Origin of the sequence: Candidatus Nitrosopumilus salarius BD31 (assembly GCF_000242875.2) — an archaeon.
Lineage (GTDB): Archaea > Thermoproteota > Nitrososphaeria > Nitrososphaerales > Nitrosopumilaceae > Nitrosopumilus > Nitrosopumilus salarius.
Window position 1 is genome coordinate 19,382 of sequence record NZ_AEXL02000016.1, and the last position, 24,766, is coordinate 44,147.

Annotated in this window: 24 protein-coding genes; 10 read left to right on the forward strand and 14 right to left on the reverse strand. The window is 28.7% G+C overall.

Annotated features, from left to right (window positions below; translation table 11 throughout):
• Positions 1 to 32: 32 nt before the first annotated feature.
• From BD31_RS00520 to BD31_RS00535, 4 genes are read left to right on the forward strand one after another with little or no spacing between them, the layout of a single operon-like run.
• On the forward strand, positions 33 to 1,037 hold the full coding sequence (locus BD31_RS00520) for a glycosyltransferase family 4 protein (protein ID WP_008296829.1): 1,005 nt from the start codon (positions 33 to 35) through the stop codon (positions 1,035 to 1,037).
• A 45-nt stretch (positions 1,038 to 1,082) separates the two neighbouring features.
• Entirely contained in the window at positions 1,083 to 2,414 is a 1,332-nt protein-coding gene (locus tag BD31_RS00525) for a B12-binding domain-containing radical SAM protein (RefSeq protein WP_008296856.1), read from the forward strand.
• A gap of 37 nt (positions 2,415 to 2,451) precedes the next feature.
• Positions 2,452 to 3,603: a DegT/DnrJ/EryC1/StrS family aminotransferase gene (locus tag BD31_RS00530; RefSeq protein WP_008296846.1), complete on the forward strand. Its 1,152-nt coding sequence runs from the start codon at positions 2,452 to 2,454 to the stop codon at positions 3,601 to 3,603.
• 34 nt (positions 3,604 to 3,637) lie between these two features.
• On the forward strand, positions 3,638 to 4,639 hold the full coding sequence (locus BD31_RS00535) for an SDR family NAD(P)-dependent oxidoreductase (protein WP_008296862.1): 1,002 nt from the start codon (positions 3,638 to 3,640) through the stop codon (positions 4,637 to 4,639).
• A gap of 4 nt (positions 4,640 to 4,643) precedes the next feature.
• Here the strand turns inward: BD31_RS00535 and BD31_RS09635 are convergent, their stop codons facing one another.
• The 4 genes from BD31_RS09635 to BD31_RS00550 are packed head-to-tail and all read right to left on the reverse strand — an operon-like array spanning position 4,644 to position 8,439.
• Complete coding sequence (locus BD31_RS09635; RefSeq protein WP_008296879.1) at positions 4,644 to 6,233, reverse strand: glycosyltransferase family 39 protein; 1,590 nt, start codon at positions 6,231 to 6,233, stop codon at positions 4,644 to 4,646.
• Positions 6,234 to 6,270: 37 nt separating this feature from the next.
• Positions 6,271 to 7,425 carry a lipopolysaccharide biosynthesis protein gene (locus BD31_RS00545; protein ID WP_008296881.1) on the reverse strand — a complete coding sequence of 385 codons (1,155 nt, stop codon included), beginning with the start codon at positions 7,423 to 7,425 and terminating at the stop codon, positions 6,271 to 6,273.
• Between the two features lie 46 nt (positions 7,426 to 7,471).
• Positions 7,472 to 7,711, reverse strand: a complete 240-nt coding sequence (locus BD31_RS10460; protein ID WP_008296869.1) for a Rossmann-fold NAD(P)-binding domain-containing protein — start codon at positions 7,709 to 7,711, stop codon at positions 7,472 to 7,474.
• Between the two features lie 29 nt (positions 7,712 to 7,740).
• Positions 7,741 to 8,439 carry an NAD-dependent epimerase/dehydratase family protein gene (locus BD31_RS00550; protein ID WP_202949126.1) on the reverse strand — a complete coding sequence of 233 codons (699 nt, stop codon included), beginning with the start codon at positions 8,437 to 8,439 and terminating at the stop codon, positions 7,741 to 7,743.
• Between the two features lie 104 nt (positions 8,440 to 8,543).
• Here BD31_RS00550 and BD31_RS00555 point away from each other — a divergent pair, with 104 nt between their 5' ends.
• The gene (locus tag BD31_RS00555) at positions 8,544 to 9,572 is read left to right on the forward strand and encodes a glycosyltransferase family 4 protein (RefSeq protein ID WP_100222169.1); all 1,029 of its coding nucleotides are present in this window, start codon (positions 8,544 to 8,546) and stop codon (positions 9,570 to 9,572) included.
• Here BD31_RS00555 and BD31_RS00560 read toward each other — a convergent pair.
• The 3 genes from BD31_RS00560 to BD31_RS00570 are packed head-to-tail and all read right to left on the reverse strand — an operon-like array spanning position 9,569 to position 12,752.
• Positions 9,569 to 11,041, reverse strand: a complete 1,473-nt coding sequence (locus BD31_RS00560; RefSeq protein WP_008296854.1) for an MBOAT family O-acyltransferase — start codon at positions 11,039 to 11,041, stop codon at positions 9,569 to 9,571. The two genes, BD31_RS00555 and BD31_RS00560, sit on opposite strands and share 4 nt — an antisense overlap.
• The gene (locus BD31_RS00565; protein WP_008296843.1) at positions 11,041 to 11,997 is read right to left on the reverse strand and encodes a hypothetical protein; all 957 of its coding nucleotides are present in this window, start codon (positions 11,995 to 11,997) and stop codon (positions 11,041 to 11,043) included. Before BD31_RS00565 ends, BD31_RS00560 begins: the two co-directional genes overlap by 1 nt.
• A gap of 14 nt (positions 11,998 to 12,011) precedes the next feature.
• Positions 12,012 to 12,752 carry an FkbM family methyltransferase gene (locus BD31_RS00570; RefSeq protein WP_238536021.1) on the reverse strand — a complete coding sequence of 247 codons (741 nt, stop codon included), beginning with the start codon at positions 12,750 to 12,752 and terminating at the stop codon, positions 12,012 to 12,014.
• A 130-nt stretch (positions 12,753 to 12,882) separates the two neighbouring features.
• Between BD31_RS00570 and BD31_RS00575 the strand changes: the two genes are divergently transcribed.
• Positions 12,883 to 13,818, forward strand: coding sequence for an NAD-dependent epimerase/dehydratase family protein (locus tag BD31_RS00575; protein ID WP_008296842.1), 936 nt, complete (start codon positions 12,883 to 12,885; stop codon positions 13,816 to 13,818).
• Positions 13,819 to 13,926: 108 nt separating this feature from the next.
• Entirely contained in the window at positions 13,927 to 15,258 is a 1,332-nt protein-coding gene (locus BD31_RS00585; protein WP_008296866.1) for an MBL fold metallo-hydrolase, read from the forward strand.
• A 9-nt stretch (positions 15,259 to 15,267) separates the two neighbouring features.
• On the opposite strand, the gene BD31_RS00590 is transcribed toward BD31_RS00585, so the two are convergent.
• Genes BD31_RS00590 through BD31_RS00620 form a run of 7 tightly spaced genes read right to left on the reverse strand, consistent with a single transcriptional unit; the run spans position 15,268 to position 22,256 of the window.
• Positions 15,268 to 16,314: a glycosyltransferase family 2 protein gene (locus BD31_RS00590; RefSeq protein WP_008296855.1), complete on the reverse strand. Its 1,047-nt coding sequence runs from the start codon at positions 16,312 to 16,314 to the stop codon at positions 15,268 to 15,270.
• Between the two features lie 51 nt (positions 16,315 to 16,365).
• Positions 16,366 to 17,427 (reverse strand): glucose-1-phosphate thymidylyltransferase, encoded by a 1,062-nt coding sequence (locus BD31_RS00595; RefSeq protein ID WP_008296859.1) that lies wholly within the window; start codon positions 17,425 to 17,427, stop codon positions 16,366 to 16,368.
• Positions 17,428 to 17,463: 36 nt separating this feature from the next.
• Entirely contained in the window at positions 17,464 to 18,444 is a 981-nt protein-coding gene (rfbB, locus tag BD31_RS00600) for a dTDP-glucose 4,6-dehydratase (RefSeq protein ID WP_008296921.1), read from the reverse strand.
• 53 nt (positions 18,445 to 18,497) lie between these two features.
• Positions 18,498 to 19,307, reverse strand: coding sequence for a class I SAM-dependent methyltransferase (locus BD31_RS09640; RefSeq protein WP_008296858.1), 810 nt, complete (start codon positions 19,305 to 19,307; stop codon positions 18,498 to 18,500).
• Between the two features lie 31 nt (positions 19,308 to 19,338).
• The gene (locus tag BD31_RS00610; RefSeq protein WP_008296930.1) at positions 19,339 to 21,015 is read right to left on the reverse strand and encodes a B12-binding domain-containing radical SAM protein; all 1,677 of its coding nucleotides are present in this window, start codon (positions 21,013 to 21,015) and stop codon (positions 19,339 to 19,341) included.
• Positions 21,016 to 21,073: 58 nt separating this feature from the next.
• Positions 21,074 to 22,042 (reverse strand): 6-hydroxymethylpterin diphosphokinase MptE-like protein, encoded by a 969-nt coding sequence (locus tag BD31_RS00615; protein WP_008296875.1) that lies wholly within the window; start codon positions 22,040 to 22,042, stop codon positions 21,074 to 21,076.
• 25 nt (positions 22,043 to 22,067) lie between these two features.
• Complete coding sequence (locus tag BD31_RS00620) at positions 22,068 to 22,256, reverse strand: hypothetical protein (protein WP_008296872.1); 189 nt, start codon at positions 22,254 to 22,256, stop codon at positions 22,068 to 22,070.
• Positions 22,257 to 22,353: 97 nt separating this feature from the next.
• Between BD31_RS00620 and BD31_RS00625 the strand changes: the two genes are divergently transcribed.
• From BD31_RS00625 to BD31_RS00635, 3 genes are all read left to right on the forward strand, one after another.
• Complete coding sequence (locus tag BD31_RS00625; protein ID WP_048097290.1) at positions 22,354 to 22,809, forward strand: WxcM-like domain-containing protein; 456 nt, start codon at positions 22,354 to 22,356, stop codon at positions 22,807 to 22,809.
• Between the two features lie 21 nt (positions 22,810 to 22,830).
• On the forward strand, positions 22,831 to 23,799 hold the full coding sequence (locus tag BD31_RS00630) for a hypothetical protein (protein WP_008296919.1): 969 nt from the start codon (positions 22,831 to 22,833) through the stop codon (positions 23,797 to 23,799).
• 68 nt (positions 23,800 to 23,867) lie between these two features.
• Positions 23,868 to 24,704 carry a CDP-glycerol glycerophosphotransferase family protein gene (locus BD31_RS00635; RefSeq protein WP_008296886.1) on the forward strand — a complete coding sequence of 279 codons (837 nt, stop codon included), beginning with the start codon at positions 23,868 to 23,870 and terminating at the stop codon, positions 24,702 to 24,704.
• The last annotated feature ends 62 nt before the right edge of the window (positions 24,705 to 24,766 follow it).

The following is a 24,766-nucleotide window of genomic DNA, read 5'->3' on the forward strand; positions in this document are numbered from 1 at the left end:
AATGATGATTTTGAATTTCAATGAGAATTTTAATGATCTCCCCTACAAGCTCTGGGATAGGGGGAATTTCTCAACACGTTCAGGGTTTGAAATTTTTTTTGGAAAGTAAAGGAAATACAGTCGAAATAATTTCTTCAGAAAACACATTTACCATTCCAATTAAAGGCCTAAAAAACCCCAGTTTCATGATTTCATCCTTTTTTAAATCCAAGTTTAAAAAAAATTTTGATGTAGTTCATGCGCAAAATCCTATATCGGCTATAGCTATGAAAAATGTAAAAGGAAAAAAAATACTTTCTTTACAAGGAAATTTTTCTAAACAAATTTCATTGCTTCATGGAAACACTTTAGGTAGCATATCCGCAAAATTAGAGAAAAATGCACTAGAATGGGCTGATGCAATCACTGTTCCCTCCAAAGAAATGTATGATGAATATACAAAAAATGGTTACAAAGTTTTTCATGTTCCAAACGCAATTGAGATATCATCATTCCCAAAAGATGAAGATAGAAGATATGAAAAACAATTAATCTATGCTGGCAGGTTATCTGAAGAAAAAGGAATTTTGGATTTATTAAAAATTGCAGAAAAAATACCTAAAGATGTTCATATTATTTTTGTCGGTTCTGGTCCTGAAGAATCTAAAGTTAAAGATGTCGCAAATAAATTTTCCAATATTCATTTTTTAGGATACCAGCCAAAAGAAAACACTATAAAATTAATTCGTGGTTCTGATATACTTATTCAGCCATCAATTATGGAGGGTGGTACAAGTTCTACTCTTTTAGAGGCAATGGCATGTAAAACACCAATAATTGCTACATCTGTTGGTGGAAATAAAGAGACAATAATTCATATGAAGACTGCATATGTTGTAACCCCAAATCGACCCCTTGAAATTTACGATGCTGTAAATGACTTGTTATCTAATCCTGAAAAGCAGAAAACTCTGTCTGAGAATGCTTATGAAATGGTATCTAATTATGATTGGGAATCTGTGGGACAAAAATATCTTGATGTCTATAATAGTATCTAGTTTTCATTCATATGTTTTTATATTAAATTTGAAAGATGAAACATATTGAAAGTTAGTTTCGTGCGAGCTAGATATCCCAGTGTTTGGGAGCCTACAAATTTAATGTATGTTTCAGCTTTTGTAAAAGATCGATACAAAGGTAATCTAGATGTACAAATTTTAGATGGTTTTTTTGATTCTGATGAACAAATTCTGAATAAAATTTCTGGTTCTGATTATGTAGGTTTTAGTGGGACTACACCTCAAGTTCCACATATTAAACAATTAAGCAAATTAGTAAAAAAAGAATATCCTTCCATGAAAACAATTGTTGGTGGTTATGGGCCATCTTTACAACCATTTACTTTTCTAAATGATCCAACAATTGATTATCTTGTTGTTGGTGAGGGAGAACAATCCATGTTAGATATTCTTAATGGTACTGCTACCCAAAAATTAGTGAGTAATCAACCAATTATGGATGTTGACTCTATTCCAAATCCTGATAGAGACTCAATTGATCTGAATAGATACATTTCAATTGCTGAAAAAGATGAAGGACGAAGAGTTACCTCAATAATGACTGAGAGAGGATGTGCATTTGGATGTACGTTTTGCGCCGAAGGTGAATTTGGAACTATATGGCGAAAAGCAGATCTTAGTAATAAAAAACTCGAATACGAAAGAGCTGTTAGATTACGACAAAGAAGCGCAAAATTAGTTGTAGAAGAGATGCTTGAAGTTAGAGATCGATTTAACATCACATTTTTTAAAATGAATGATGCTGAAACAAATCCTTCAAAACCGCATTTCATTAGATTGTGTAAAGAAATGATAGAACAAGAGGTAAATGTTCCTTGGGGATGCAATATGAGATGCGATAAAGTAGATGATGAAATGTGTGCATTAGCGGTAAAAGCTCATTGTGAAGAATTTTGGATGGGATTAGAATCTGGCTCACCTGAAATTCATCGCGACATAAACAAAGGAACTACTGTAGAAATGATCAAAAAAGCATTTGATGTTTCAAAGAAATACGGCATAAAAAGAAGAACTTATGCGTTATTAGGAACTCCTTTAGAATCTTATGAGACAATAAAACAAACTGAGGAATTAATTGATTATGTTGATCCAGAAATAATTGGTTTTTCAATTTTAGCACCATATCCAGGAACTGCATATTGGAAACCGGAATACGATGAGTTGGATTGGTCTCAAATAGACGAATTTTCAAACACAACATGGAGTTCTAATAATCTCACAAATCAAGAACTGCGTAGAGAACAATCCAGATTAATTGAAAAATACTCTGATAAACTTGCCCCAATAATCAGAAAGAAACAAAAATTAGGAATTGGTGGTTCTCAAACCCTTGATTCCATGATGGGTGCAATGTAGAAACAACGCTTAAGAAAAGGATTAAAAAAATTATACCATGATCAAAAGATTTGGAAAAGAAGAAATTAATGCAGTGGTCAATTCGATAAATAAAGCATCACTTCTTTCAGGATATACTAATAAATTCCTAGGCGGGGAGATTTTGCAGAAATTTGAAAAAGAGTTTGCAAGATTTCATAATTGTAAATATGGAATATCAGTAAATTCTGGAACTAGTGCATTATTTGTATCTCAATTAGCTGCAGGAGTAAAAGATAACAAAGTTGCCGTTCCATCCATTACCTTTACTGCAACTACATCACAAGTAATTGCTTCTGGTGGCGTGCCATATTTTACAGACATAGACACTGAATCATATTGCATGGATTTTGATTTTAAAAAGAAAATAAAATTTGCAATTCCAGTTCATTTGTTAGGTCATCCATGTAGTTTTGATATGATAAAAAAAATGAAAGAAAATGGTATGTTTGTAATTGAAGATTGTGCACAAGCAACGGGTGCAAAATATAAAAATAAATCTGTTGGAAGTGTGGGCAATTGTGGAATTTTTAGTTTTCAAGAAACAAAACATATTACAACATTAGGTGAAGGTGGGATGATTATTACAAATAACGAAGAATTTGCAGAAAAATGTCGTAGTATAAGAAATCATGGTGAATATTATAAGGATGAGAATTTTGTGGGATTTAACTTGAGATTAACTGATACTCAGGCAGCATTTGGATTATCTCAACTAAAACGATTGCCTAGTATTTTGAAAAGTTTTCGTAACAATGCAAATTATATTATGAAAAATCTTCCTGATATGATTTTACCACCTACTATTTCTAAAGACATTCAACACTCATTTCTGATATTAGGTTGTAAATACGATGAAAAAAAGGCAGGAATTTCACGAGAAAAGTTTCTAGAAAAACTAACAAAAAATAGAAAAAAATTTCTTGCCAATGAACAAACATCTGATATCAAAGGATTGAATTTTAGACCCGGAAAAATTATTAGCTCTGGTTACAAAACAACTCAATACAATGTCCCTCTTTATAGAAAATATCGTCCAAAGAAGAATCGCAATAATGCTGAAGATTTTATACGAAATAGCTTTTTCTTAGATATTCATAGATGGAGAACGCAAACTGAAATTGATGAAGAATTAAGAATTTTACATAAAACTAGTCAACAAATAAAGTAATTAATTTATTAAAATGATATAACAAAGATCTCTAATGTCAATTTTAACTAAAAAATCCATTCTTGTTACTGGAGGTACTGGTTCCATTGGGACTGCTCTAGTCAAAAAAGCAATTTCAGATAAAGCAAAACTGATTCGAGTCTTTAGCAATGATGAAAATGGTTTGTATGAAATGGAGTCTGAATATGGGAATCACAAAAACATTGAATATGTGATAGGTGATATTCAAAACGAAGAAACAGTATCAGAGATTGTAAAAGATATAGATATTATTTTTCACGCTGCCGCTTTAAAACATGTAGATAGATGTGAGCTAAATCCGTTAGAGACAATTAATGTAAATATTATAGGAACAAAAAACATTGCAAAGGCTGCACAAAAAGAAAATGTGAAACGAATGATTCTGATCAGTACCGATAAAGCAGTAAATCCAATTGGTGTAATGGGTGCAACAAAACTATTGGGAGAAAAACTAATCTCTGCTGAAGCATCTCATAAAACAAACACCATATTTACATCCGTAAGATTTGGCAATGTGTTTCATACTAGAGGATCTATTTTACCTAGAATTGAAAAGCAAATTTCTGGTGGTGGACCAATCACACTTACTGATCCTGAAATGAAGCGATTTTTCATGACTAAAGATGACGCAGTAAAATTAATCATATCGGCTACAACCCTTGCAAAGGGTGGCGAAACTTTTGTGCTAAAAATGCCTTTAATTCGTCTTAAAGATCTTTTTGAAGCAATGAAAGAAACCCTGTCATCAAAATATGGTTACAAGCCCTCAAAAATAAAAACTAAAATTATTGGTTCAAGACCTGGAGAAAAATTAATTGAATATTTGTTAACTTCATTTGAGATGGAAAATGTTCTTGAAACAAAAGATTTCTTTATTATTCCATCACTAAATATGTCTGTTAAAAATTCTAAATATCCTGCTGCCAAAAAACCAAAAAATACAAAATCTTACTTTGAAGACATGAAAACTCTTTCAAAAAAAGAAATTTTATTAATCCTTAAAGAACTGTATTAAATCATCAAGAACATATTTCTTTTGTAATACAATTGAACTTATCATAATTTATTTTGAAAATTTTTACCTGATATTTAGAATTGTCAGGAGAGTCAAATTCTTTTTCAAGATAGGGGTATTTTTTTTCATTTAAAAAGACATCATAAAATTTTGATTCTATATCATTTTCAGCTATTATGTGAGTCAGACTATTTTTATTTAAAGCAATAAAATCATGAATTTCCTGATGATTTAACATGGTTATAATTGAAATTTGTTGTGTAACACTAAATCTAATTGTTTTTTTATCTATTCTATCTAAATCATAAAATTTTTTGAACTCATTAAATTCTTTAGGATAATTTAGTGGTTCTAAGTATTCACTATTTTTATAATTATTAATTGTTTTTGGAGATTCTGAAATTTTTTGTGCAATTATCAAATATTCATCACTTTGATTATTATCAACTTTTAAAATAGAATATACACTTGATGAACTTATAACGAAAGTAATTATCGCAATAAAAACAATTTTCTTATTGAATTTTTTTCCTATTTTTTCTATTGTAATCATTGACAAAATTACAAAAAGTGGATACAAAAAGAAAAAATATCTCCCATCTTGAATAGAAATTGCATATGCGTAAAATGCAGGCATTGACATCAAAACTAAACCTGTAAAAACTGTCTTTATTTTATAATTCCAATTCTTAAACATCAAAATAAATCCTATTGGTACAAAAGGTAGAAAAATTGGAATCAAATTCCATCCTAGATACTTTGGAAAGTTTTGGATTCCATTAAAGATAAAATCTATTCCTGTGATGTCTGTAGATTTTTTAGGATCTATTACATGTGTTTCTATACTGTTAATGGCTCGCCCAAATGCCATATCACTACCACTAATTTCTATTTGAATTAATGCCATTGGTAAAAAAACTGCAGAAAAAATTAGTACTGATATTAACACGTCTAAAATTTTCCTCTCATTTTTATCCCTTCTTAAAATGATCATAATCAAAAATGTCATTAATACAAAAATACCTTCAGATCTTACAATCGTACAAAAACCCACCATTACAAACGAAATGTATGTTATTTTTTTATTCTCATTAAAATATAACAGAAAACTAATTACAATCAAAAAAATGTATAATGAATCACTGATCCCAAATAAGGAATTTTGAATTAAGTGTGGTTCAAATCCTATAATTAACGCACCAATTAAACAATAGGATTTTTTAAAAAATTTTTTACATAGAAAATACGTTGGTAAAACTGTCAATGAAGAAATAGAAATTGATAAAATTTTTTGTAAATTCATATAATCTATAACATTTTGTGATTCAAAAATTGAAAAGAATGTAGAAAGAAAAATTCCCCATCCAGGATTTGCTAATGAATAATTCACAGGTAACTGATTATTGATTTTAATATCTAGAGCATAAAAAAAATAGTTTAAAGCATCATTAGTAAGGGGTATTTCAAAATTTACAAAATAAATTCTTATTATAAAAGAACCAACTAGAATGCTCGCTAAAAACAAACATATTTTTTTTGTTGAAAATCTGTTTCCGTTAAATTCATCAATTTGATTATTGTCCTTTTTTATCATGACTGACCTCTTTTTAATGATATGTAGAATATCTTGTTCATTTCATTCTTGCCAAGAACAATTTATTTGAAATAATATAAAATACAGCTTGTATAGTTTCTGCTAGAACTAGTGATATTGCAATTCCAATAATGCCCAATGTTTCACTAAGTAAGAATATTGATGGAATTTGAACTGCAAGAAAAATAACTGATCCAATAATTACAAACCTACTCTTTTCAAATCCTAAAAATTTTGATATTAAATTTTGGCTAATTGTTTTTGGAATAACTATTACTATTATTATTTGAATGATTGTTATAGCTTCAACAAATTGTGGAAATGCCCACTTTATCAAACTTGGACCTGCTATTATTCCTATTATGGCAACTAAAACAGAAAAAACTACAGTAATTTTTTTTAAATTTTCGTTAGATTGTCCACTAGAATCTCTTGGTAAAGTATATTGCATTACAATATTTGGTATCAATGTTGCAATGGCCAAAAATTGAATTCCCAAATAATAATTTCCTAGAATACTTAATCCTAATAATGGACCTATGATTATTTTGTCTGTATTTGCGCTAAACACTTTTACTAAATCAATACCGTAACTATTAATCATAAAACCAAGTCTTGGTCTAATTACCGAAAATTGTACTCCCTTTGTTTTTATTTCATTAAAGATTGTTGGAAGAAAAACTAAAAATGAAAGTGCATATCCCAAGATGATTCCATTGTTTTCATAAAATTGGTATAATGATAGTATTAATGCCACCATAATGACTTTTTGTAAAATTGCAAGAAATGCATATTTTTTATATTGTTTTAAACCAAATATTACCCCTACACCCAAATTAAATACAACATACAACAGAACATATGTCGATAACACTGGATTGTTTAATCCCAAATATATCGCAACTGCAGCTATTGCGCTACCAATTAATGTGATAATAAAAGTTGCTGGAAGAATATTGATATTTTTAGCAGTGTATACAATTGTAGTATATCCAGACCCCATTGAAGCAACAGTTGCTACAATTCCTACAATTGCAAGTAAATAACTTAATTCACCATAATTTTCAGCTCCAATCAAAGCTGCCAAATAAATCCAAAATAATCCAGAAATTCCACTACTAACGATATTTGCTATACCTATTGATGCAAGATCTTTTTTACCCGAAAATTTTTTAATCTTATCCCATATCATGCTTAATTTTTAAATCATTTATGGTATTGATAAAGCTCTGGATTAATTAATTTGAGTTAGTATTTTGAATATATTGCAAAATTTCATTACTGGCTAATTGTACTGCTTCCAAACTAGATAATTTGGGAGTCCAACCTAAATTTTTCATTTTTGATACATCTAATAACATATGTTTGACATCACCTATCCACCCTCTTCCATCAGATGTTCCACCAGATGTGATAAATTTTACATTTTCTAATGATAAAGAATTACAAACTATTTTTGCAATAGTTAGTACATCCACACTATCGTTATTTCCAATATTGAACACATCTATATTTTTTTTGATTTTTCTAAACTCATTAAAATTCCATTAATACAATCGTCAACATGAATATATGATTTTGATTGTGTACCGTCTCCTAAAATTTCTAATTTTTCGTTATTTTTTAGAAGTTTCTGCGTAAAATCCCATATCACCCCATGATTACTTCTTGATCCAATCACATTTGCAAATCTAACCATGCTACAGCGAATTCCATAATTATTACAATATGATGAAATCAAACCCTCACAAGCCAATTTAGATCCTCCATAAGCTGAAATTGGTAATAGTGGCCCATATGATTCTGGAGTAGGGATTTTCTCTGGTTCTCCATAAATAACTGACGAAGATGCAAAAACCAAATTTTCTACATTAGATTTTCTTATTGACTCTAATAATTTGAAAGTGTTTTCAATATTTTCTTTATATGCTAACCCTGGATTTTCAAATCCTGTACTGACTTCTGGATAAGCAGCTAAATGAAAAACATTTTTGATATTATCAAATTCGATTCGATCCGTACTCAAATCGGCTTTAATTAAATTTAACAATTTACTATTTTTGCATTGTTCTAAATTTTGTTTACTTCCTGAAGAAAAATTATCTATTACAGTAACACTTTCACCCATCGAGATCAGCTTTTCTGTAATATGGCTTCCAATGAAACCTGCTCCACCTGTAACAACTGTTGATCCTAAATCAGTCACTTTATGAGGCATTATAGGAATGAAGTCATAAAGGTTTGTTTAAGAATCATATTTTTCTTGTTGATTTAATAAATAACCCCTTAAGAGATTTAACAGTATAGACAATGAAACACACATCTGTGATTATGATTGTAGCAAAATATCCTGCAACGCATGGACATACTAGTGTGATTAATAATCTGTGTTTAGAATTAAAAAATTTAGGATATAAAACCGCTATTGGTTCATTTCGATTTGAACAAGATCCCCCCAATGGAATTCAAAAAGTGAAATTAAGTAAATTAAAATTATTATTTCATGGAATTTCATCTTTAGATTTTGATATTATTCATTCACATCAGACTCAAGTTAATTATTTTTTAATGACACGAAAATCTAATAAACCAATTTTATTTCATTATCATGGAGCATCAAACAAAATTCAAAAAATTAATTTTAAGATCTCTATGTTTTTACATAGAACAAAATTCTCAAAAATTCTATCTGTTTCTAATGCCGGAATAACACAAATGAAAAAACTAAATAAAAAAATTCTTGCTGATGTTCTCTACAACGGTGTCAATACAAATTTTTATCATCCTGAACTTCCGATTACATATAAGAAAGGTGATCCACAACTACTTTTTGTCAGTGCCCTTAGAAGTTACAAAAAAACAACTTTTTTAGTTTCTTCAATGCCTACGATTTTAAAAAAATTCCCAAAAGCTCATTTACAGATTGTAGGTGATGGTGAAGATTTGTTAGAATTAAAATCTATGATAGACCAACAAAATTTAGCAAAATATGTTGAGCTTACCGGAAAAATATCTGATGATGAGTTAAGAATACGATATTCATCATGTGATCTATATGTATCTGCTAGTACTTTTGAGGTTTGTCCTGTTCCAACCTTGGAAGCCATGGCATGTGGTAAACCTCTTGTTCTTTATGGCATAGAACCTCATAAGGAAATAATTGAGAAATCTAAGGCTGGAATGATATTTTTTAAACATAATGCATCTGAACTTTGTGAAAAAATAGAACAATCTCTTTCTCAAAAATCGCTTTTTAGTAATTCAGCTATAAATTTCGCTCAAAAAGTATCTTGGTCTAATATTTGTAAACAACTATCAATGATTTATGAATCTCTTTAAAATCTAAAATAAATGAAATCTTCAGGATTACCATCAAAGAAAAATACTATCAATACCATTACTGTTGTTAAGAATAATACCCAATAACTTGTTTTCAATCTGTATATTATTTCATGTAAATTATATTTTTTGTATGAAACATAATTCAATACCAGAAATATTACCATAAGCCCAATTGAAATTTTGTGCAAAGAATTTAAATTCATAACTCCTGATATTTGAAAATCAAATAATACATACTTCTGAATTGAGTATAATATATGATCAATATCTGAAACTCTAAATGGAATCCAAGCTAAAAATACTAAATACTGCATTACAATTACTGATATGATTTTTCCGATTTTTGATTTGAAAAAGGAATTACTTGCAACTTTAGGAAAACGATCAGACATGAGCTTGTGTATCGCAAGATATACACCATGCAAAACACCCCATATTACAAAATTCCATGATGCACCATGCCATAGACCTCCTAGAAACATAACTGTCATTAAATTCAGATAAGTTCTATTCTTTGATTTTTTATTGCCTCCAAGTGGAATATACAGATAATCTCTTAACCAAGATGATAGTGAAATATGCCATCTCTTCCAAAAATCAGATGGAGATGTAGCAAAATATGGTTTGTTAAAATTCATTGGCAGCTTGAATCCCAGAATTAATGCAGCGCCAATTGCAATGTCTGAATATCCAGAAAAGTCAGCGTATATCTGAATACCAAATCCAATTGTTGCAAGAATTATTGTAAGTGATTCATGACCAATTGGATTTGTAAATATTTCATTTACAAATGGTGAAATGTTGTCCGCAAAGAACATTTTTTTGAGAAAACCAAATGCCATTATTGTAATACCTAGTTTGAGATTTTTTTCCTCAATTGTAATTTGCCTTAATTTTGTTCCTATTTTGGAATCTCCAATCTTTTCTCGCAATTGAGGGAGAAATTCACTTGCTCTTACGATAGGACCAGCCACTAATTGTGGAAAAAATGATACAAATAATGCAAATTCAGCCATAGATCTACTGGGTTCTAATTTTCCACGATAGATATCTACTGTGTAAGATATGGTCTGAAAAGTATAAAATGAAATTCCAATTGGTAAAGCTAAATTCAGTAATGGAATATTCGTTGCTAAATCAAAGTAATTTCCTAAGAAATTAAACTGTAAAATTGCAAAATCTGCATATTTGAAAAATCCCAATAATCCTAAATTACCTGCAAGACTAGCTATGAGAAGAATTTTCTTTTTTGTAATATCTTTTGTGTTCCATATTTCTTTTCCAATGTAAAAATCTAATATGGTGGATGCTATCAAAAGAACAATTAGATAATTGCTAGAATAATAAAAGAAAAAATAACTTACACTTAACAAAAATAAATGTTGGAATTTTCTATGTTTAATTATGGTAATTGATGTTAAAACAATTACAAAAAATACAACAAAATCTATAGTGTTAAACAGCATTAATTATTTAACTCCTCAACAATTATCTTTGCAATATCTTCACTATAGATAGAAGATTTAGGATTATGTGAAATGTGATTAGTACTACGCCAAATTTCTAAATTATCATAGGAATCAATAAAATTAAAAATTTTAATATTGTGATTTTGTGCTAATTTACTAATCAACAAATTAAATCCTTCTTTAGTATCTACAGATAGCGAATCTCTGTAGAATTTATTGTGTGGAGTAATGAAAATTATTACTTTAATGTTGTTTTTTTCTAATTCTGAAATAATTTTATTTAATGCTTGTACTTGTGTATTTTCAATATTAGGTTTAAGAATTAATTTTTCTACATGAAAATCGTTTTCTTGAATTTCTGACTGTTTCACAATGATATCTGTTTTAGTTTTATGATATGGGTAAAATGGTGTATTTTCTTCAAAAATTGAATCTGATACCAGTGTTTTAATTCCTATAATTCCCTGCAAAATTTTTAATGTGTTAAGTTTCGGATTTTCAAAAAACTCTGTGTTTATTCCATACAATTCTATTGAAAAAATACGCTCAAAAATTGATTGTGGATTGGGTAAAATATTTTCTTTAAGCATTTTTTCAGGTTCAGTAAAATCGCGATATCCTATTCCATAAACCACAACATCTGGTTTGAGTGAAATAATTTTGTTTAAAGAATTAAGGCGGCTTTTTGGTTTATCTGCAGTATCTGCTAGATTATAGACTTCATACGCTTGAGATTTTTTTGAAACATATTCTTCAATATGAGTTGCATTAATTTGACCAACATGACTTGAACCAATTAAAAATATTTTCTTTGATTGATGCTCAAAATTTTGAGAGTAGAAATCTTTCTGAATAGAATATATTTCATTTTGAAGTGTTAATTGAAAAAGCAAAAATATTGTAAATGTCATAACAAATGCTACAAAAACTGATAAGACTATTTTTTTAATCATATATCGATCGCCTTTTAGTTATATGCATTTTTTTTAGACTTAGCATAAATCAATCCCATACCATCCTTCCATTCTTTTTTTTCAACAGCAAATGAATTTGATTTTAATTTTTCAATAAGCTTTTTCACCGCATCTGGTTTCTCATCTTCAAAATGATATTCAATAATAAATTTATCAATTATGTCTAAATACTCTGCTGGAATAGAATCGATGATTTCATATTCTGCTCCTTCACAATCCATCTTTACAAGATTGCATCTTTTAATACTATTTTCTTCAAAAAAATCTTTTAGTGAAGTCGATTTTACTTTTACTTCTTTTCCACCTGTTCTAAACATACTGTGCCCTGATTCATCTTCATGAAGGTTGATCATCACTTGGCTTGTTTCTTTTGAAACTGCCATATTTTGTGGGAAAATATTTTTTAAATTATTTAACTGTATATTCTCAAGAAAGATTTCATAGTTTGTTTTAACAGGTTCAAATGAAAAAATTTGCCCATGATTACATTTTTGTGCAGCGTAGATTGAAAATAATCCTATGTGACTTCCCACATCAATGATCGTATCCGTGTCATCTATTGTAAAATCTGGATGTTCATAATCTTTGATTAACCAAACTGTTGAGAATTGCATAATATCCGACAACGTGCCTCTTACTACGATGTTGAGATTTTCCCTCATTTTTAGGACTATTTTCTCTTTTTTAACTAAATCAAGATAGATCAATGGAATCCAATACCAATTTTTGACCATTTTAATAGATTTAATCAAAATCTTTAGTTTTTCCCAAAATGATAACCCCATTATATTAGAACGTTCTTTCTAAATTCCTTAATACATTTCTAATGAAGATTTTTTAACTAATCGCCTTCTTTATGGTTTTATGAGGATTTTCATTACTGGAGGATCTGGTTTCATTGGAAGTCATCTTTCTGACGAATTGCTTAAAGAAAACCATGAAATCACATTAATTGTAAGAAATTTAAACAAAGAAAAAAATATTTCAAAAAACTCTTCAAAAATAAATATTGTACAAATTGATGTTACTGATACTGTTTCACTAGAGCAATATATTAAAGAAAAAAAACCTGATGTTATTTTTCATTTAGCAGGTACAACATCTCACAAACATTCATTTGAAAATCCTCTCTATGACATTGACGTGAATATTAAATCTACTATGTGTATTTTAGAATCAATTCGACAACATGTTCCAAACTGTAAACTTATTCTTGGTAGTACATTTATTGTAATTGGCAAACCTGAAAGATTGCCTGTTACCGAAGGGAGTAAATGTGATCCTACTACAATTTATGGTGCAAATAGATTAACCAGTGAACATCTTTGCAAAATATATCATAATATGTATGGATTAGATTCCATGTCTTTTAGAATTACTAATTGCTACGGTCCAAGAGAACAAGTAATTTCTGATAAAAATGCAATAAACTACCTGATATACAAAGCATTTAACGGTGAAAAAATTACTTTATTTAACAAGGGTCAATTTTATCGAGATTTGATTTATGTTTCAGATGTTATTTCAGCTTTGAAAGTTATTATGAAAAAAGGAAAATCTGGTAATCTCTATTGGATTTCATCTGGTAAAAAAACTTGGTTTTATAAATTTGGAAATTTATTAACAAAACAGACTGGAACAAAAGTCATATTCACTCCTACTCCTAAATATACAAAAAAAGTTGATGTTGGAAATTTTGTTGCTAATAATACTAAATTACAAAAATTGGGTTGGAAACCAAAAGTTTCTCTTGAATCAGGAATTATGAAAACATTGGATTACTTTAAATCTCAAAAATAGGTGTATTTTTGACTATTCTAAACAGTTTTTTGTGTATAGATATTAGATGAAATTTTTAAAATGAAAATATACGCAAATATTAAATAAAATCCAACTAGTTTGCTTCCATTGACACAACCAACTATCACGTTCGTCAACCATGCATCTGTAATTTTTTCATCTAAAAAAATTAATTTAATTACTGATCCATGGCTTTTTGGTAGTGCTTTTAACGATAGCTGGGATTTAATTTCTGAATCAAAAATGCAAGTAGAAGATTTCAAAGATGTTTCTCATATATGGTTTTCACATGAGCACCCAGATCACTTTTACCCTCGTGTTTTATCTTCAATTCCTGAAGAAATTCGTAAGAAAATTACTGTTCTTTTTCAAGACACTTTAGATCATAGAGTTGCTAAAAAATGCAGAGAGCTAGGATTTTCAGTAATTGAGATGAAACATAATAAATTCTATAAACTTGATAATGACTTCCAAGTCAAATGCAGGCCTTATCTTCTTTATGATTCCTTATTGTATTTGGAAATAGGAGATAAAAAAATTCTAAATCTCAATGATTGTGGAGTGGATAGTATCAGGCAAGCAGAGTATATTCATAAAATTACTGGCAATGTTGATTTGCTTTTGACTCAATTTGGATATGCTGCTCATATTGGTGATCCTGAAGATGTAGAATTAAGAAAACAAACTTCAAAAGAGAAATTATCAAGAATTCAAATTCAATCAAAAATATTTAATGCAAAATATGTTATTCCTTTTGCAAGTTTTGTCTGGTTTTCACACGAAGATAATTTTTACATGAATGATGAGGTAAATAAAATCCGAAATGTTGAAGAATTTATTAGAAAAGAAACAAAATCCACCCCAATAATTCTTTATCCTGGCGATCAATGGATTTTAGGTGAAGATCATGGTAACAATAAGGCTATTGAACTTTATGAAAATGATTTTGCAAAAGAGCATGAACCGCATAGAAATTCTCCTAAAATTTCTTTAGAAGAACTTCAAACAGCTTCAAATAATTACATCGAAAATATACGTAGTAGAAATAATTGGACACTGATAAAATTAGCTCATTCTATATCATTTTTAAAAACTGCAAAAATATTTCTTAAAGATTTAGAACTTTCAGTAACATTTGATCTTGTTCATGGAATCAACAAATCAAATTTTTCAAAAAAAGATGCAGATATAATTATGGATTCTGATAGTCTTGCATTTGCATTCAAATTTGATTATGGAGCAGATACATTACTAGCTAATGCAAGGTTTCGTAAATCTGGAGGCAGGACGATGATCTTTTTCAGACAATTTATGATTGGAACTCTAAATAATAATGGCAGAACATTCCCACTTGGAATTATTGGATTTTTGTTGCGAGAAAGAAGTATGTGGAAATCTCTTTTTGTAGAAGCTATATTGGGCAAATATGATTTTGAATAATTAAAAATTTCATTTAAAACCTAAGCGAGAAAATACGCTTAATTTTTCAAATATTTTATTTAATAAATTATTATTTTCTTTCTCTATTACCCATTTTGGAACTTCAATTTTGTTTACAAATTTTTTAATTATTTCATCATCGTTAACTATTCTGTTTTTTTGAATTAAATTATGATTTCTTGAAATCGTGTTAAGATTTTTTAAAATATCTAAATTTGCTTTAATTTTTGCTGACACAAATCCTTTTTTCAAGTAAAACAATGTTACCGCAATCTCAACTAATATGAGAGAAGGAAGCATTTTGAAAATTGTCTTTCTGCTAAAATTTTTTTTTAAACAATATAATCTGTTACGCTCCATTAAAAAAAACTTGAACGAATTCCATTTGAAACTGTAACCTTCAAGTGGGTGATAAATTATAGATTTATGAACATAGAAAGATTTTATTCCTTTTAATCTACCTCTCCAACATAAATCTAAATCATCATGATAAGCAAACAAAAATGAATCAAAATTTCCAATTTTTCTAAAAATATCTGCTGATGAAAATAGACAAGTTCCAGAAGCATATCCTACTTCTTCATCTTTTTCAAATTGCCCAACATCTTTTTCCCCTTTTCCTCTTGAAAATCCAAATCCAAATAATTGGATCATGTTTCCAGTACTGATAATGGTATTATGATCTGTGGTGGCTAAAATCTTTGGCTGATATAATCCATCACCATATTTTCTAAAAGCAATTAATAATTGATTCAACCAATCTGATTCAACAATTACATCTGGATTTAAAATTACCACAAACTCTCCATTTGCATGCTCAATTCCTATGTTATTTCCTCCACAATATCCTAAATTTTTTTCATTTTCAATCAAAACTATGTTTGCAAATTTTTCTTTACAAATCTTGTGACTATTGTCATTTGAAACATTATCTACAACAATTACTTCTAAATTATTATAATTTGAATTGAAAATTGATTCTACACATTCTAAAAGTAAATTTCCTGCGTTATAGTTTAAAATAATTATGCTGATTAATGATTCTTTTTCTTTCATTTCTTCTAAATCCTTAATTTATTTATATTAACAATTACTATTCAAGTAACTTCAAATTTTGATATTGGTTCCTTCACCTAACAGCAGTATTTTTTCTTCATTTTCTGCTTGAAAAATTTTTGAATTTGCAGAAATAATGCTATTTTTGATTTTTATATCAGTCATTATTTCACAATTTTCCATAATGATTGAGTCTGCAATATGAGATTTTGCTATTTTCGTATTGTTTCCTATGCTTGCATTAGGTCCAATCGATGCATTTTCTTCTAAAATACAATTATTCCCAATTATTACCGGACCGATAATCTGACAATTTTTCTTTATTATTGTTCCAGAACCAATAATCACATTTCCATTAATTGATACATTTTCTTCTTTTTTACCTTTATTGGAAGACTTCATATTTTTCAAAATTTCTTTATTGGCATTAATTATGTCTTCAGGAGTTCCTGTATCTTTCCAATAATCTGTTATGATATCATAAGTTATTTTATTTCCTTCTTCTAAAAGCATTTGAAGCGCATCAGTAATTTCTAATTCATTTCTCCATGATGGTTTTACTCTTTTTATGATTTCAAAAATTTTAGGAGTCAAAAAATAGATTCCAGTTACTGCAAGATTAGTAGGTGGTTCTTTTGGTTTTTCCATAATTTTTAAAATCTGCCCATCTTTTACATCCGCTATACCAAATCTAGAAGGATTATCAACTTCACATAACAAAATAGATGCATCTGCATCAGAATATTCAAATTTCTTTCCTATCTGTTCAATATTTTTTTGAATTATATTGTCTCCTAAAAAAACAAGAAATTTTTTATTATCTACAAAATCCTCACAAAGTTGTATTGCATGAGCAATGCCTTTTGGATAGTCTTGAGAAATATAGGTAAATTTTACACCAAAATCTTCTCCAGTTCCGTAGTATTCCTTCACTTTATCTGCACCAATACCTCCAATAATTATGGCAATTTCGTCAATTCCAACATTCTTTATTGATTCTACGCAATACTGAGACATTGGTTTGTTAGCAATTGGAAGGAGTTGTTTTGGACCTGTGTGCGTTAATGGTCTGAGTCTAGTCCCATGACCGCCGTGTAGAATTATTCCTTTCATATGTGGATCAATTTTATTATTATTAATAAATAGAGTCTATTTCCATGGTGTCTCTGTTAGGATATTCCTATCAATATCATTCCACCATAATTTATTTTTTTGATACCATTCTATAGTTTTTTTGATTCCTTCTTCAAAGCTAGTTTTGGGTTTCCAACCTAAACTACGAATCTTTGACGAATCTAAGCTATATCTAAAATCGTGACCAGGTCTGTCGTCTACAAAATTAATCAAATCCAATGGTTTGCCTAAAAATGATAAAATTTTTTCAATAATTGTTATGTTGTCTATTTCGTTTGATGCTGAAATATTGTACGATTCTCCTTCTGTTCCTTTATGAATAATCATCTCTATAGCTGAACAATGATCATCTACAAAAATCCAGTCCCTGATATTTTTACCTGTTCCGTATACGGGAATTGATTTGTCCAACTCTGCTCTTATGATAGTTTTAGGAATTAGCTTTTCTGGAAATTGCCTGGGACCATAGTTGTTAGTGCATCTTGTAATTATAACCTCACAATCATATGTTTTGAAATATGAATTAATTAAAAGCTCAGCAGAGGCTTTTGATGAAGCATATGGACTTGAAGGATTTAGTTTGTAATCCTCACTAGCACTTTCTGATTCTAAACTTCCAAATACTTCATCTGTTGAAATATGTACTAACTTTTTTTTATATTTTTTTATATTTTCTAAAATTGTAAAAACCCCTAAAATATTTGAATCAATGAATGGCTTTGCATTTGAAATGCTTCTGTCTACGTGTGATTCTGCGGCAAAATTAATTACAATATCTACTTTTGAAACAAGTTTTTCTACGATTGAGTTGTCTGTAATGTTACCCTTAACAAATTCATAATTATTTAGATTTTTTACTTGTAAAACATTTTGATGATTTGATCCATACAATTCATCATCAAGATTAGTAATTTGGTAATCTGGAAATTTTTCAAGTAATTTTAGAATGAAATTACTTCCGATAAAGCCAAGACCGCCTGTGATTAATAATTTCATATTCTTTGTAAATCACTTACGTGTAAAATCTTTTTGCTAAAATTATTTTTTTGTTATTTGCTAAAAATTGAGACAATATCTCCCTTCAAATGCACCAAATCCTCATTTTGAGAAATAATTTTTAGATTGTTGTCTTCTAAGATCTTACTGAACTGGTTTTTGCCCATAAATGATCTCCATCCTTCCTTTTTATCTATATAATCTGAAATCATGCCTGAATGATGAATTATAGCTATCCCTCCTGGTTTTAGAACTCTTTGGAATTCTTTGATATATTTTTTAATATCTGATGGATTGATATGAACAAAAACATCATATGACCAGATTTGATCAATAGAATTTTCTGGAAGAAAATCTAAATTGTTTTCAATTAAATGATATTCAATTTTATTGTCATCTTTAAAGCGTTCTTGACAAACATCAAGACATTTTTTAGTAATGTCTGCTAAAATTACTCTTTTTCCAATCTTTCGCAAGTGTTCTGTCCATCTTCCTGCACCTGGACCAATTTCTAGAATTGTTTTATTTGCTGTAAAATTCTTTATCATCAAATCATTGATTAATTGTTTTTTCCATTGATTCGGATCAATTCCTTTGTATTTTTGTACCTCACTTGTCCATTCCTCACCTTCTTCAGACCAATCATAGTTATTCCATAATCGTTTATTTTCTTCAACAGTATGCGATGGCAAATCTATAAATGATTTTTCGTCTTTTGCATCTAGTTGTTTTTTATTTATCCAAAGAGCGTATTTATCAGAAATTTTTTCTTTTACCTGGCTATTAAAAATATAGGAAACAGTCCAAAGAAAACCTTTCTCTTTGATTAAGTTATTTACACGTTCTCTTTTGCTTTCTACCATTAATGAAACACATCAATATTTTATAATTTTTTTAATTTGCCCCAATTTCGTTTGAGATTACACAGTTCATTGTTTTTTCTAATTCTTTTTTAGATTTACATACTTCACAATACTTTTCCCATTTTTCATTATGTCTCCATTGTGGCAAACCTGTTTCATCAAATTTTTGATGTGCCATCTGAAGCATTCTTCTTGTATCATGTTTATACATGAATTCTTTCAAAGCAAATAATTCTGCAATTGTGAAATATTGACTAACTGTTGCTGTATATTTTGTTGCATCTCCACATTCTGTCATAAATTTATCTAATGCATCTAATTTCCATTTTTTAAGAACGTCATCGCTTATTTTAAGTCCTTTGTCAGAAATCATTTTTAATTTAGAATCATATTGCTGTAGCAGATAGTCTTGATTATCGTAGAAGATTGGACTTCCAACATAAGGTGTACAAATGAAAGGATCAATTTCAGCATTATTTTGTATCCAAAAATCTACTGTTTCCATCAAATCATCAATATTTTCATGAGCATTACCTATCATGAATGTGGTAATTGGCGTCATTTTTGCTCTTTTGATTGTGTCAACAGTAATTTGCAGGTGTTTTCGTAATTGCCCTTTTTGAATATCTTGATTGAGAACTTTATCTGACGCTGATTCAAATCCAAAAGAAATGTATTCGCATCCAGCATCTTTCATAGTTTGTACTATTTCTGGTTTAACTGCCACACTTGGTGCATCACCTAATGTGCCCCATTTTACATCTTTGTCTAATCCTTCAGAAACATACAAATCACAAAATTCTTTGGTCCATTTCAAGTTACTCGTCATATTTTCATCTAGGATTGAAACAAAATCAACGTTAAATTTTTCAACTAATAATTTTACATTATTTACAGCATATTCTGGAGTTGGCCATCTAGCAGGCAATTGAAATGTATCATTTTCCTTATCTGAAATTCTAACTAATTTTTCACCTTCTTTTCTATCTCCTTCACCATAAATATTTTGAAGATCGATTCTTGACATTCCATTATGTGAACAAAAAGTACAACCTCTGGGACAACCTCTTTCCCAAACAGTTGAAGCACGTCTTTTTGAATTAAATGATGCTGCAGAAAGCGAAAATGATGAATATTTAAAATAAATTTCTGTCTCCATTAAATCATATGCGGGATAAGGAACTGTGTTAAGATCAGATATTAATGCACGAGGACCTGTAAATTTGATCTCATTATTGTTATCTCTGTAACATAAACCATTAATTTTTTCAAAATCATTTGATCCTGTTTCAAGTTCATCATATAATTCTGAAAACGTTTCTTCACCTTCCCCAATAACTATTAAATTCAATTCTGGAATTAATTGCAAAATCTCTGTAGGATTGTAAGTGCTCCATCCTCCTCCTCCAACATATAGAGAATTTGGAGAACATTTTCTTATTATTTTTGATAGTTGTTTTATTCTTGCGTATGTAGTAGTTAACCCTCCTATACCTATCATGTCCCATTTTTCAGATGAAATTTCTTCTACAATTTTTTTTACAGGTACTGCTCTTCCATCATAATTATCCCTTAATGCATTTAGATCTAAAATCCCAACTTGTCCACCTTTTTGTTCAACAATTGCTGCTAAGATTCCTGCCCAAAAAGGAAAATGATTTGGGGCACTATCTAATCGTATTTCTGGAACAACAAATAAAACCTTCATGAAGGTTTTTCTCCAAAAGCATATTTAAATTAGTATCAATTCTAGTCGTCACAAATCATCAATTCGAATATTTTTTCAAAAATTCTTTAAATTTCATACCATGAATTCTATCTCCAAAAATAGAACCTCCTTCTGTAGCATTTATTGTTGTTAGCCATTTTGGAGAACGTGAAATAAATTCCTTAAATGCTGTACTATAAAATTGAAACAAAGGATCCAAAATACAGTAGCAACCAAAATCTGGATTGTAAATTTTTTTAAATAATTTTTTGAAAGTAGGACTATCTCTGTCAACTCCTTTAGAGCTATCATAATAATTTCCATGAGAGATAATCTTCTCCCAAGAATCATCCTCTTCCCAACCATGATTTAATCCAATTAATGCAACAGTAGAACATTTGAGAATTTTCCAACCTACAAACCATGACGAAGTTCCAACATTTCCCCCTGTTTGTATTGCTGGTAATCCATTTGAATGATTTTTTGCTCTTACCATTAATGCTGAAATATGATTAAATGATTTTTTACCTTCATTATAGTCAAATAACGAATGCATCCAATGAATTTTAATTCTTGATTTTCTTGCTCTGTCTACAACAGAAGGATCTGTCAAAACTGAAAAAACCCCTTTTATTTGATCTCCGTATTTATCTATAATAGGATCATCGTAATGTTTTCGTATTCCAGAATATGGTTCAATTGATGTTACAAAAAATTTAGGAAATTTTGTTGGCGTGACTCCTGCGTTTAATGCATCAACAAGTTTTCCATCACAACAAATTATATTTCCTTTATAATTGCTTTCAGCCAATACTTTCAAATGTTCATGTTTGTCAATAGATGGTCCACGACCTATTACAATTGCGGATGATTTTTGATCATATTCTGAATTAATATGACAAATTTCTTTTGCTGATGTTTCATTCCAAATATTAGGAAGATTTAGAGCAAAATTTTGTACCCACTGATCAAACGATTTATAGTGAGTTTCTTTCATTGTATTTTCTATAGATTCTTTTAGATTCATTTTAGCTCAGAATTAAATTTTAAATCTATAATTCATCGATACCTAATTCTTCATCTTTTTTTGCTGATCTATAGATCATAAACGAACCCTTGGCACCAGATTTTGAAATGTACTCTTCAAATTCTTCTTGAGTAAGATCCTTTTCTACATCTTTAGTACTGGAACTAGAGTTTGTAGAATTATTGACATTGTCTTTTTTAAAATTGGTTTTCAATTAATACATTGTAAAAAAATAATTATTTAAACCTAGAGAAATAATTACTTGTCATTTTTTCAACAAGATTTAATACCAAAAATTTTTAATTTTATGTATGCAAGATCAAGTTAAAAAATTTAAGTTGGAGGTTCATAAAACAAAAGACATTCATGATCAACATGAAAATGGTTCATTAACAGTTGTATGGAGAGATTGGGATGAAATTATTGAACATCCAATTAAAATGATTTATGTGAGTTCTGTAAATCCAGGTGAAATTAAAGGTCCGCATTTACACAAAAAACGAAATAGCTATTTTACATGTATTCATGGAAAAGTTGTGTTCATAATTCAAGATAAGACTGGATCATATGTTGAAATAGAATCCAGTTCTGAAAAACCCATGATGGTGTTAGTTCCTAAAGGAATGGCTTCTGCACATGTAAATCTCTCTGATGATGTATCTAGAGTACTTACATTGGCAGATGTAGCATGGAGGCCAAATGATAATGAAATGGAAAACATTCAATTTTTAAATTATGATTGGCAAAAAATTGTCAAAATACATTAAAACCAACAAACATTGAAAAACATGGAAAATTCCTTATTACTTTTAGACAAATCCTCAGATATCCATTCAATCCTTTCTAATCCTGAAAATACTAAAAACAAAAAAATTATTTGTTTTGATATTGAATCTACCACAATTTTATCTGAACTTGGTATAAATCATGAATTAATGGAAAATTATGTTTCTTTAGAAGACGAAAAAAAAATTGAAGATTTAGCATTAGAAAAAGCATTATCATGGTATAAAAATGATAAATTTGAAGAATTACTAATTTTTAACAATATCAATTTAGGTTGGTTATTAGAAATAGAATTTCATCAATATTTACTTCAAGTAATGAAGCATGTGATAGGGATATTACGTATAATTGAAAAAGAAAAACCTTTGAAAATTTTTTCTTCATTTTTTCTAAACTCAATTCTTAAATCTGTTGATCATGAAAATAAAATTATTTTAAAAACATTTCCAAAAATTACTTCTTCAGAATTTTATTTTGATAATGTAGAAATTCCAATTAATTTAGGAATTAAAAAAATTAATATTCATACTTCTAGAAATTTTGCATTAAAAATTAAAAAGTTTTTAGAACAATCAACAAATTTATTTTTTAATTTAAAATATCATGACAATAATTCTAAAAATAGCAAAATATTGTTATTGGAGTTTAATCCTATTCAATACAATGAATTAATGCATGAAATATATTCATTAAATGATGAAATAATTTTACTGAATGAACGCAGACCGGCAGTTTGGAATTTAAAAAGTTTAACTATAGTTAAAAATACCAAATCTAAAATTTTGAGATTATCAACAACTTCAGATAATGTTTTACATCAAATTGACAATGAAAGAAATGATTTATTAAAAAAATTAAGAAATTATTTTCCCAAGATAATGATTTTACAAGCATTTTTACAATTGAAAATAATTCATTTTGGTTTGCAATTAAAGAAGATTTTACCTCTATTTGCAATCATAGATTTTTAGAGGCTGTATCCAGAATTTTAAATTCAGAGGATTTTTTCAAAAACAATAACATCCATTGTGTATTAACTATGTATAATGCTGGTGCTGAAGAAAGAGCAATTTTATCAGTTGCACAGAAATCTAAAATTCCATCAATATTAATGCAGCATGGAATTTATGCTCAAAACCAATATTTTCAAAAATTCATTCCTGTTCTTGGATATTTACCTAACTTAGATCAAAAAGAAGCAATATGGGGGAATGAAACTAAGGATCATTTCATTAAACTAGGTATTGATGTCAATGATCTAATTTTGACTGGTAGTCCACGTCATGATTTCTTTTTTAATTCCACATCTTCTAATAGATTAAACAATGCTATTTTATTGGCAACTAATGTAATACTGGGTCAAAATTACAAAGGTATTGATTCTAGAGTTTATAATGATTATAAAATTAAACTAAAAAAATTAATTGAAATTATTAATGACATTTCAGATAAAAAATTAATAATCAAATTGCATCCTGGTAGACCTCCTATTGATGTAATCCCAAAAATTTTGGAAGAAATTAAATTTCCATTAAATGTTTCTAAAACAGGTAACATTTTTGATTATATTGTTAATTCAGACGTAGTTATTTCTACAGAGTTTTCGACAGTTTTACTAGATGCTATGATTCTTCAAAAACCTACTATTACACTGCTTTTTGATCATAATAATTTTCATGATGAACCGATAATTCAGGAAAATGCTACTGCATATGTAACAAATTTAGAAGAGTTTTCTGTAGTTCTCAATAAAATCATTGTTGACAAAAAGTTTAGGAAAAATATTATTAATAATGGAACTAAATTTATAAATAAATACATGATTAACCAAGGGAATTCATCAGAATTTCTTGCAAAATATATTCATGATCTTTAAATGATTTTTTTTTAAAATCAAAAAACTTCACAAATTTTTTACTCTATATGTGTAAATAGAAG

Bases quoted from the DNA above. Each gene is read 5' to 3' on its own strand.
- BD31_RS00570 (WP_238536021.1), bottom strand. From the start codon at position 12,752: ATGGTCAAAAATTGGTATTGGATTCCATTGATCTATCTTGATTTAGTT.
- BD31_RS00545 (WP_008296881.1), bottom strand. From the start codon at position 7,425: ATGATATGGGATAAGATTAAAAAATTTTCGGGTAAAAAAGATCTTGCA.
- BD31_RS00635 (WP_008296886.1), top strand. From the start codon at position 23,868: ATGTATAATGCTGGTGCTGAAGAAAGAGCAATTTTATCAGTTGCACAG.
- BD31_RS00530 (WP_008296846.1), top strand. From the start codon at position 2,452: ATGATCAAAAGATTTGGAAAAGAAGAAATTAATGCAGTGGTCAATTCG.
- BD31_RS00625 (WP_048097290.1), top strand. From the start codon at position 22,354: ATGCAAGATCAAGTTAAAAAATTTAAGTTGGAGGTTCATAAAACAAAA.
- BD31_RS00535 (WP_008296862.1), top strand. From the start codon at position 3,638: ATGTCAATTTTAACTAAAAAATCCATTCTTGTTACTGGAGGTACTGGT.
- BD31_RS00560 (WP_008296854.1), bottom strand. From the start codon at position 11,041: ATGCTGTTTAACACTATAGATTTTGTTGTATTTTTTGTAATTGTTTTA.
- BD31_RS00575 (WP_008296842.1), top strand. From the start codon at position 12,883: ATGAGGATTTTCATTACTGGAGGATCTGGTTTCATTGGAAGTCATCTT.
- BD31_RS09640 (WP_008296858.1), bottom strand. From the start codon at position 19,307: ATGGTAGAAAGCAAAAGAGAACGTGTAAATAACTTAATCAAAGAGAAA.
- BD31_RS00595 (WP_008296859.1), bottom strand. From the start codon at position 17,427: ATGAAAGGAATAATTCTACACGGCGGTCATGGGACTAGACTCAGACCA.
- BD31_RS00590 (WP_008296855.1), bottom strand. From the start codon at position 16,314: ATGAAAGAAAAAGAATCATTAATCAGCATAATTATTTTAAACTATAAC.
- BD31_RS00615 (WP_008296875.1), bottom strand. From the start codon at position 22,042: ATGAATCTAAAAGAATCTATAGAAAATACAATGAAAGAAACTCACTAT.
- BD31_RS00610 (WP_008296930.1), bottom strand. From the start codon at position 21,015: ATGAAGGTTTTATTTGTTGTTCCAGAAATACGATTAGATAGTGCCCCA.
- rfbB (WP_008296921.1), bottom strand. From the start codon at position 18,444: ATGAAATTATTAATCACAGGCGGTCTTGGCTTTATCGGAAGTAATTTC.
- BD31_RS00520 (WP_008296829.1), top strand. From the start codon at position 33: ATGATCTCCCCTACAAGCTCTGGGATAGGGGGAATTTCTCAACACGTT.
- BD31_RS00630 (WP_008296919.1), top strand. From the start codon at position 22,831: ATGGAAAATTCCTTATTACTTTTAGACAAATCCTCAGATATCCATTCA.
- BD31_RS00565 (WP_008296843.1), bottom strand. From the start codon at position 11,997: ATGATTAAAAAAATAGTCTTATCAGTTTTTGTAGCATTTGTTATGACA.
- BD31_RS09635 (WP_008296879.1), bottom strand. From the start codon at position 6,233: ATGATAAAAAAGGACAATAATCAAATTGATGAATTTAACGGAAACAGA.
- BD31_RS00555 (WP_100222169.1), top strand. From the start codon at position 8,544: ATGAAACACACATCTGTGATTATGATTGTAGCAAAATATCCTGCAACG.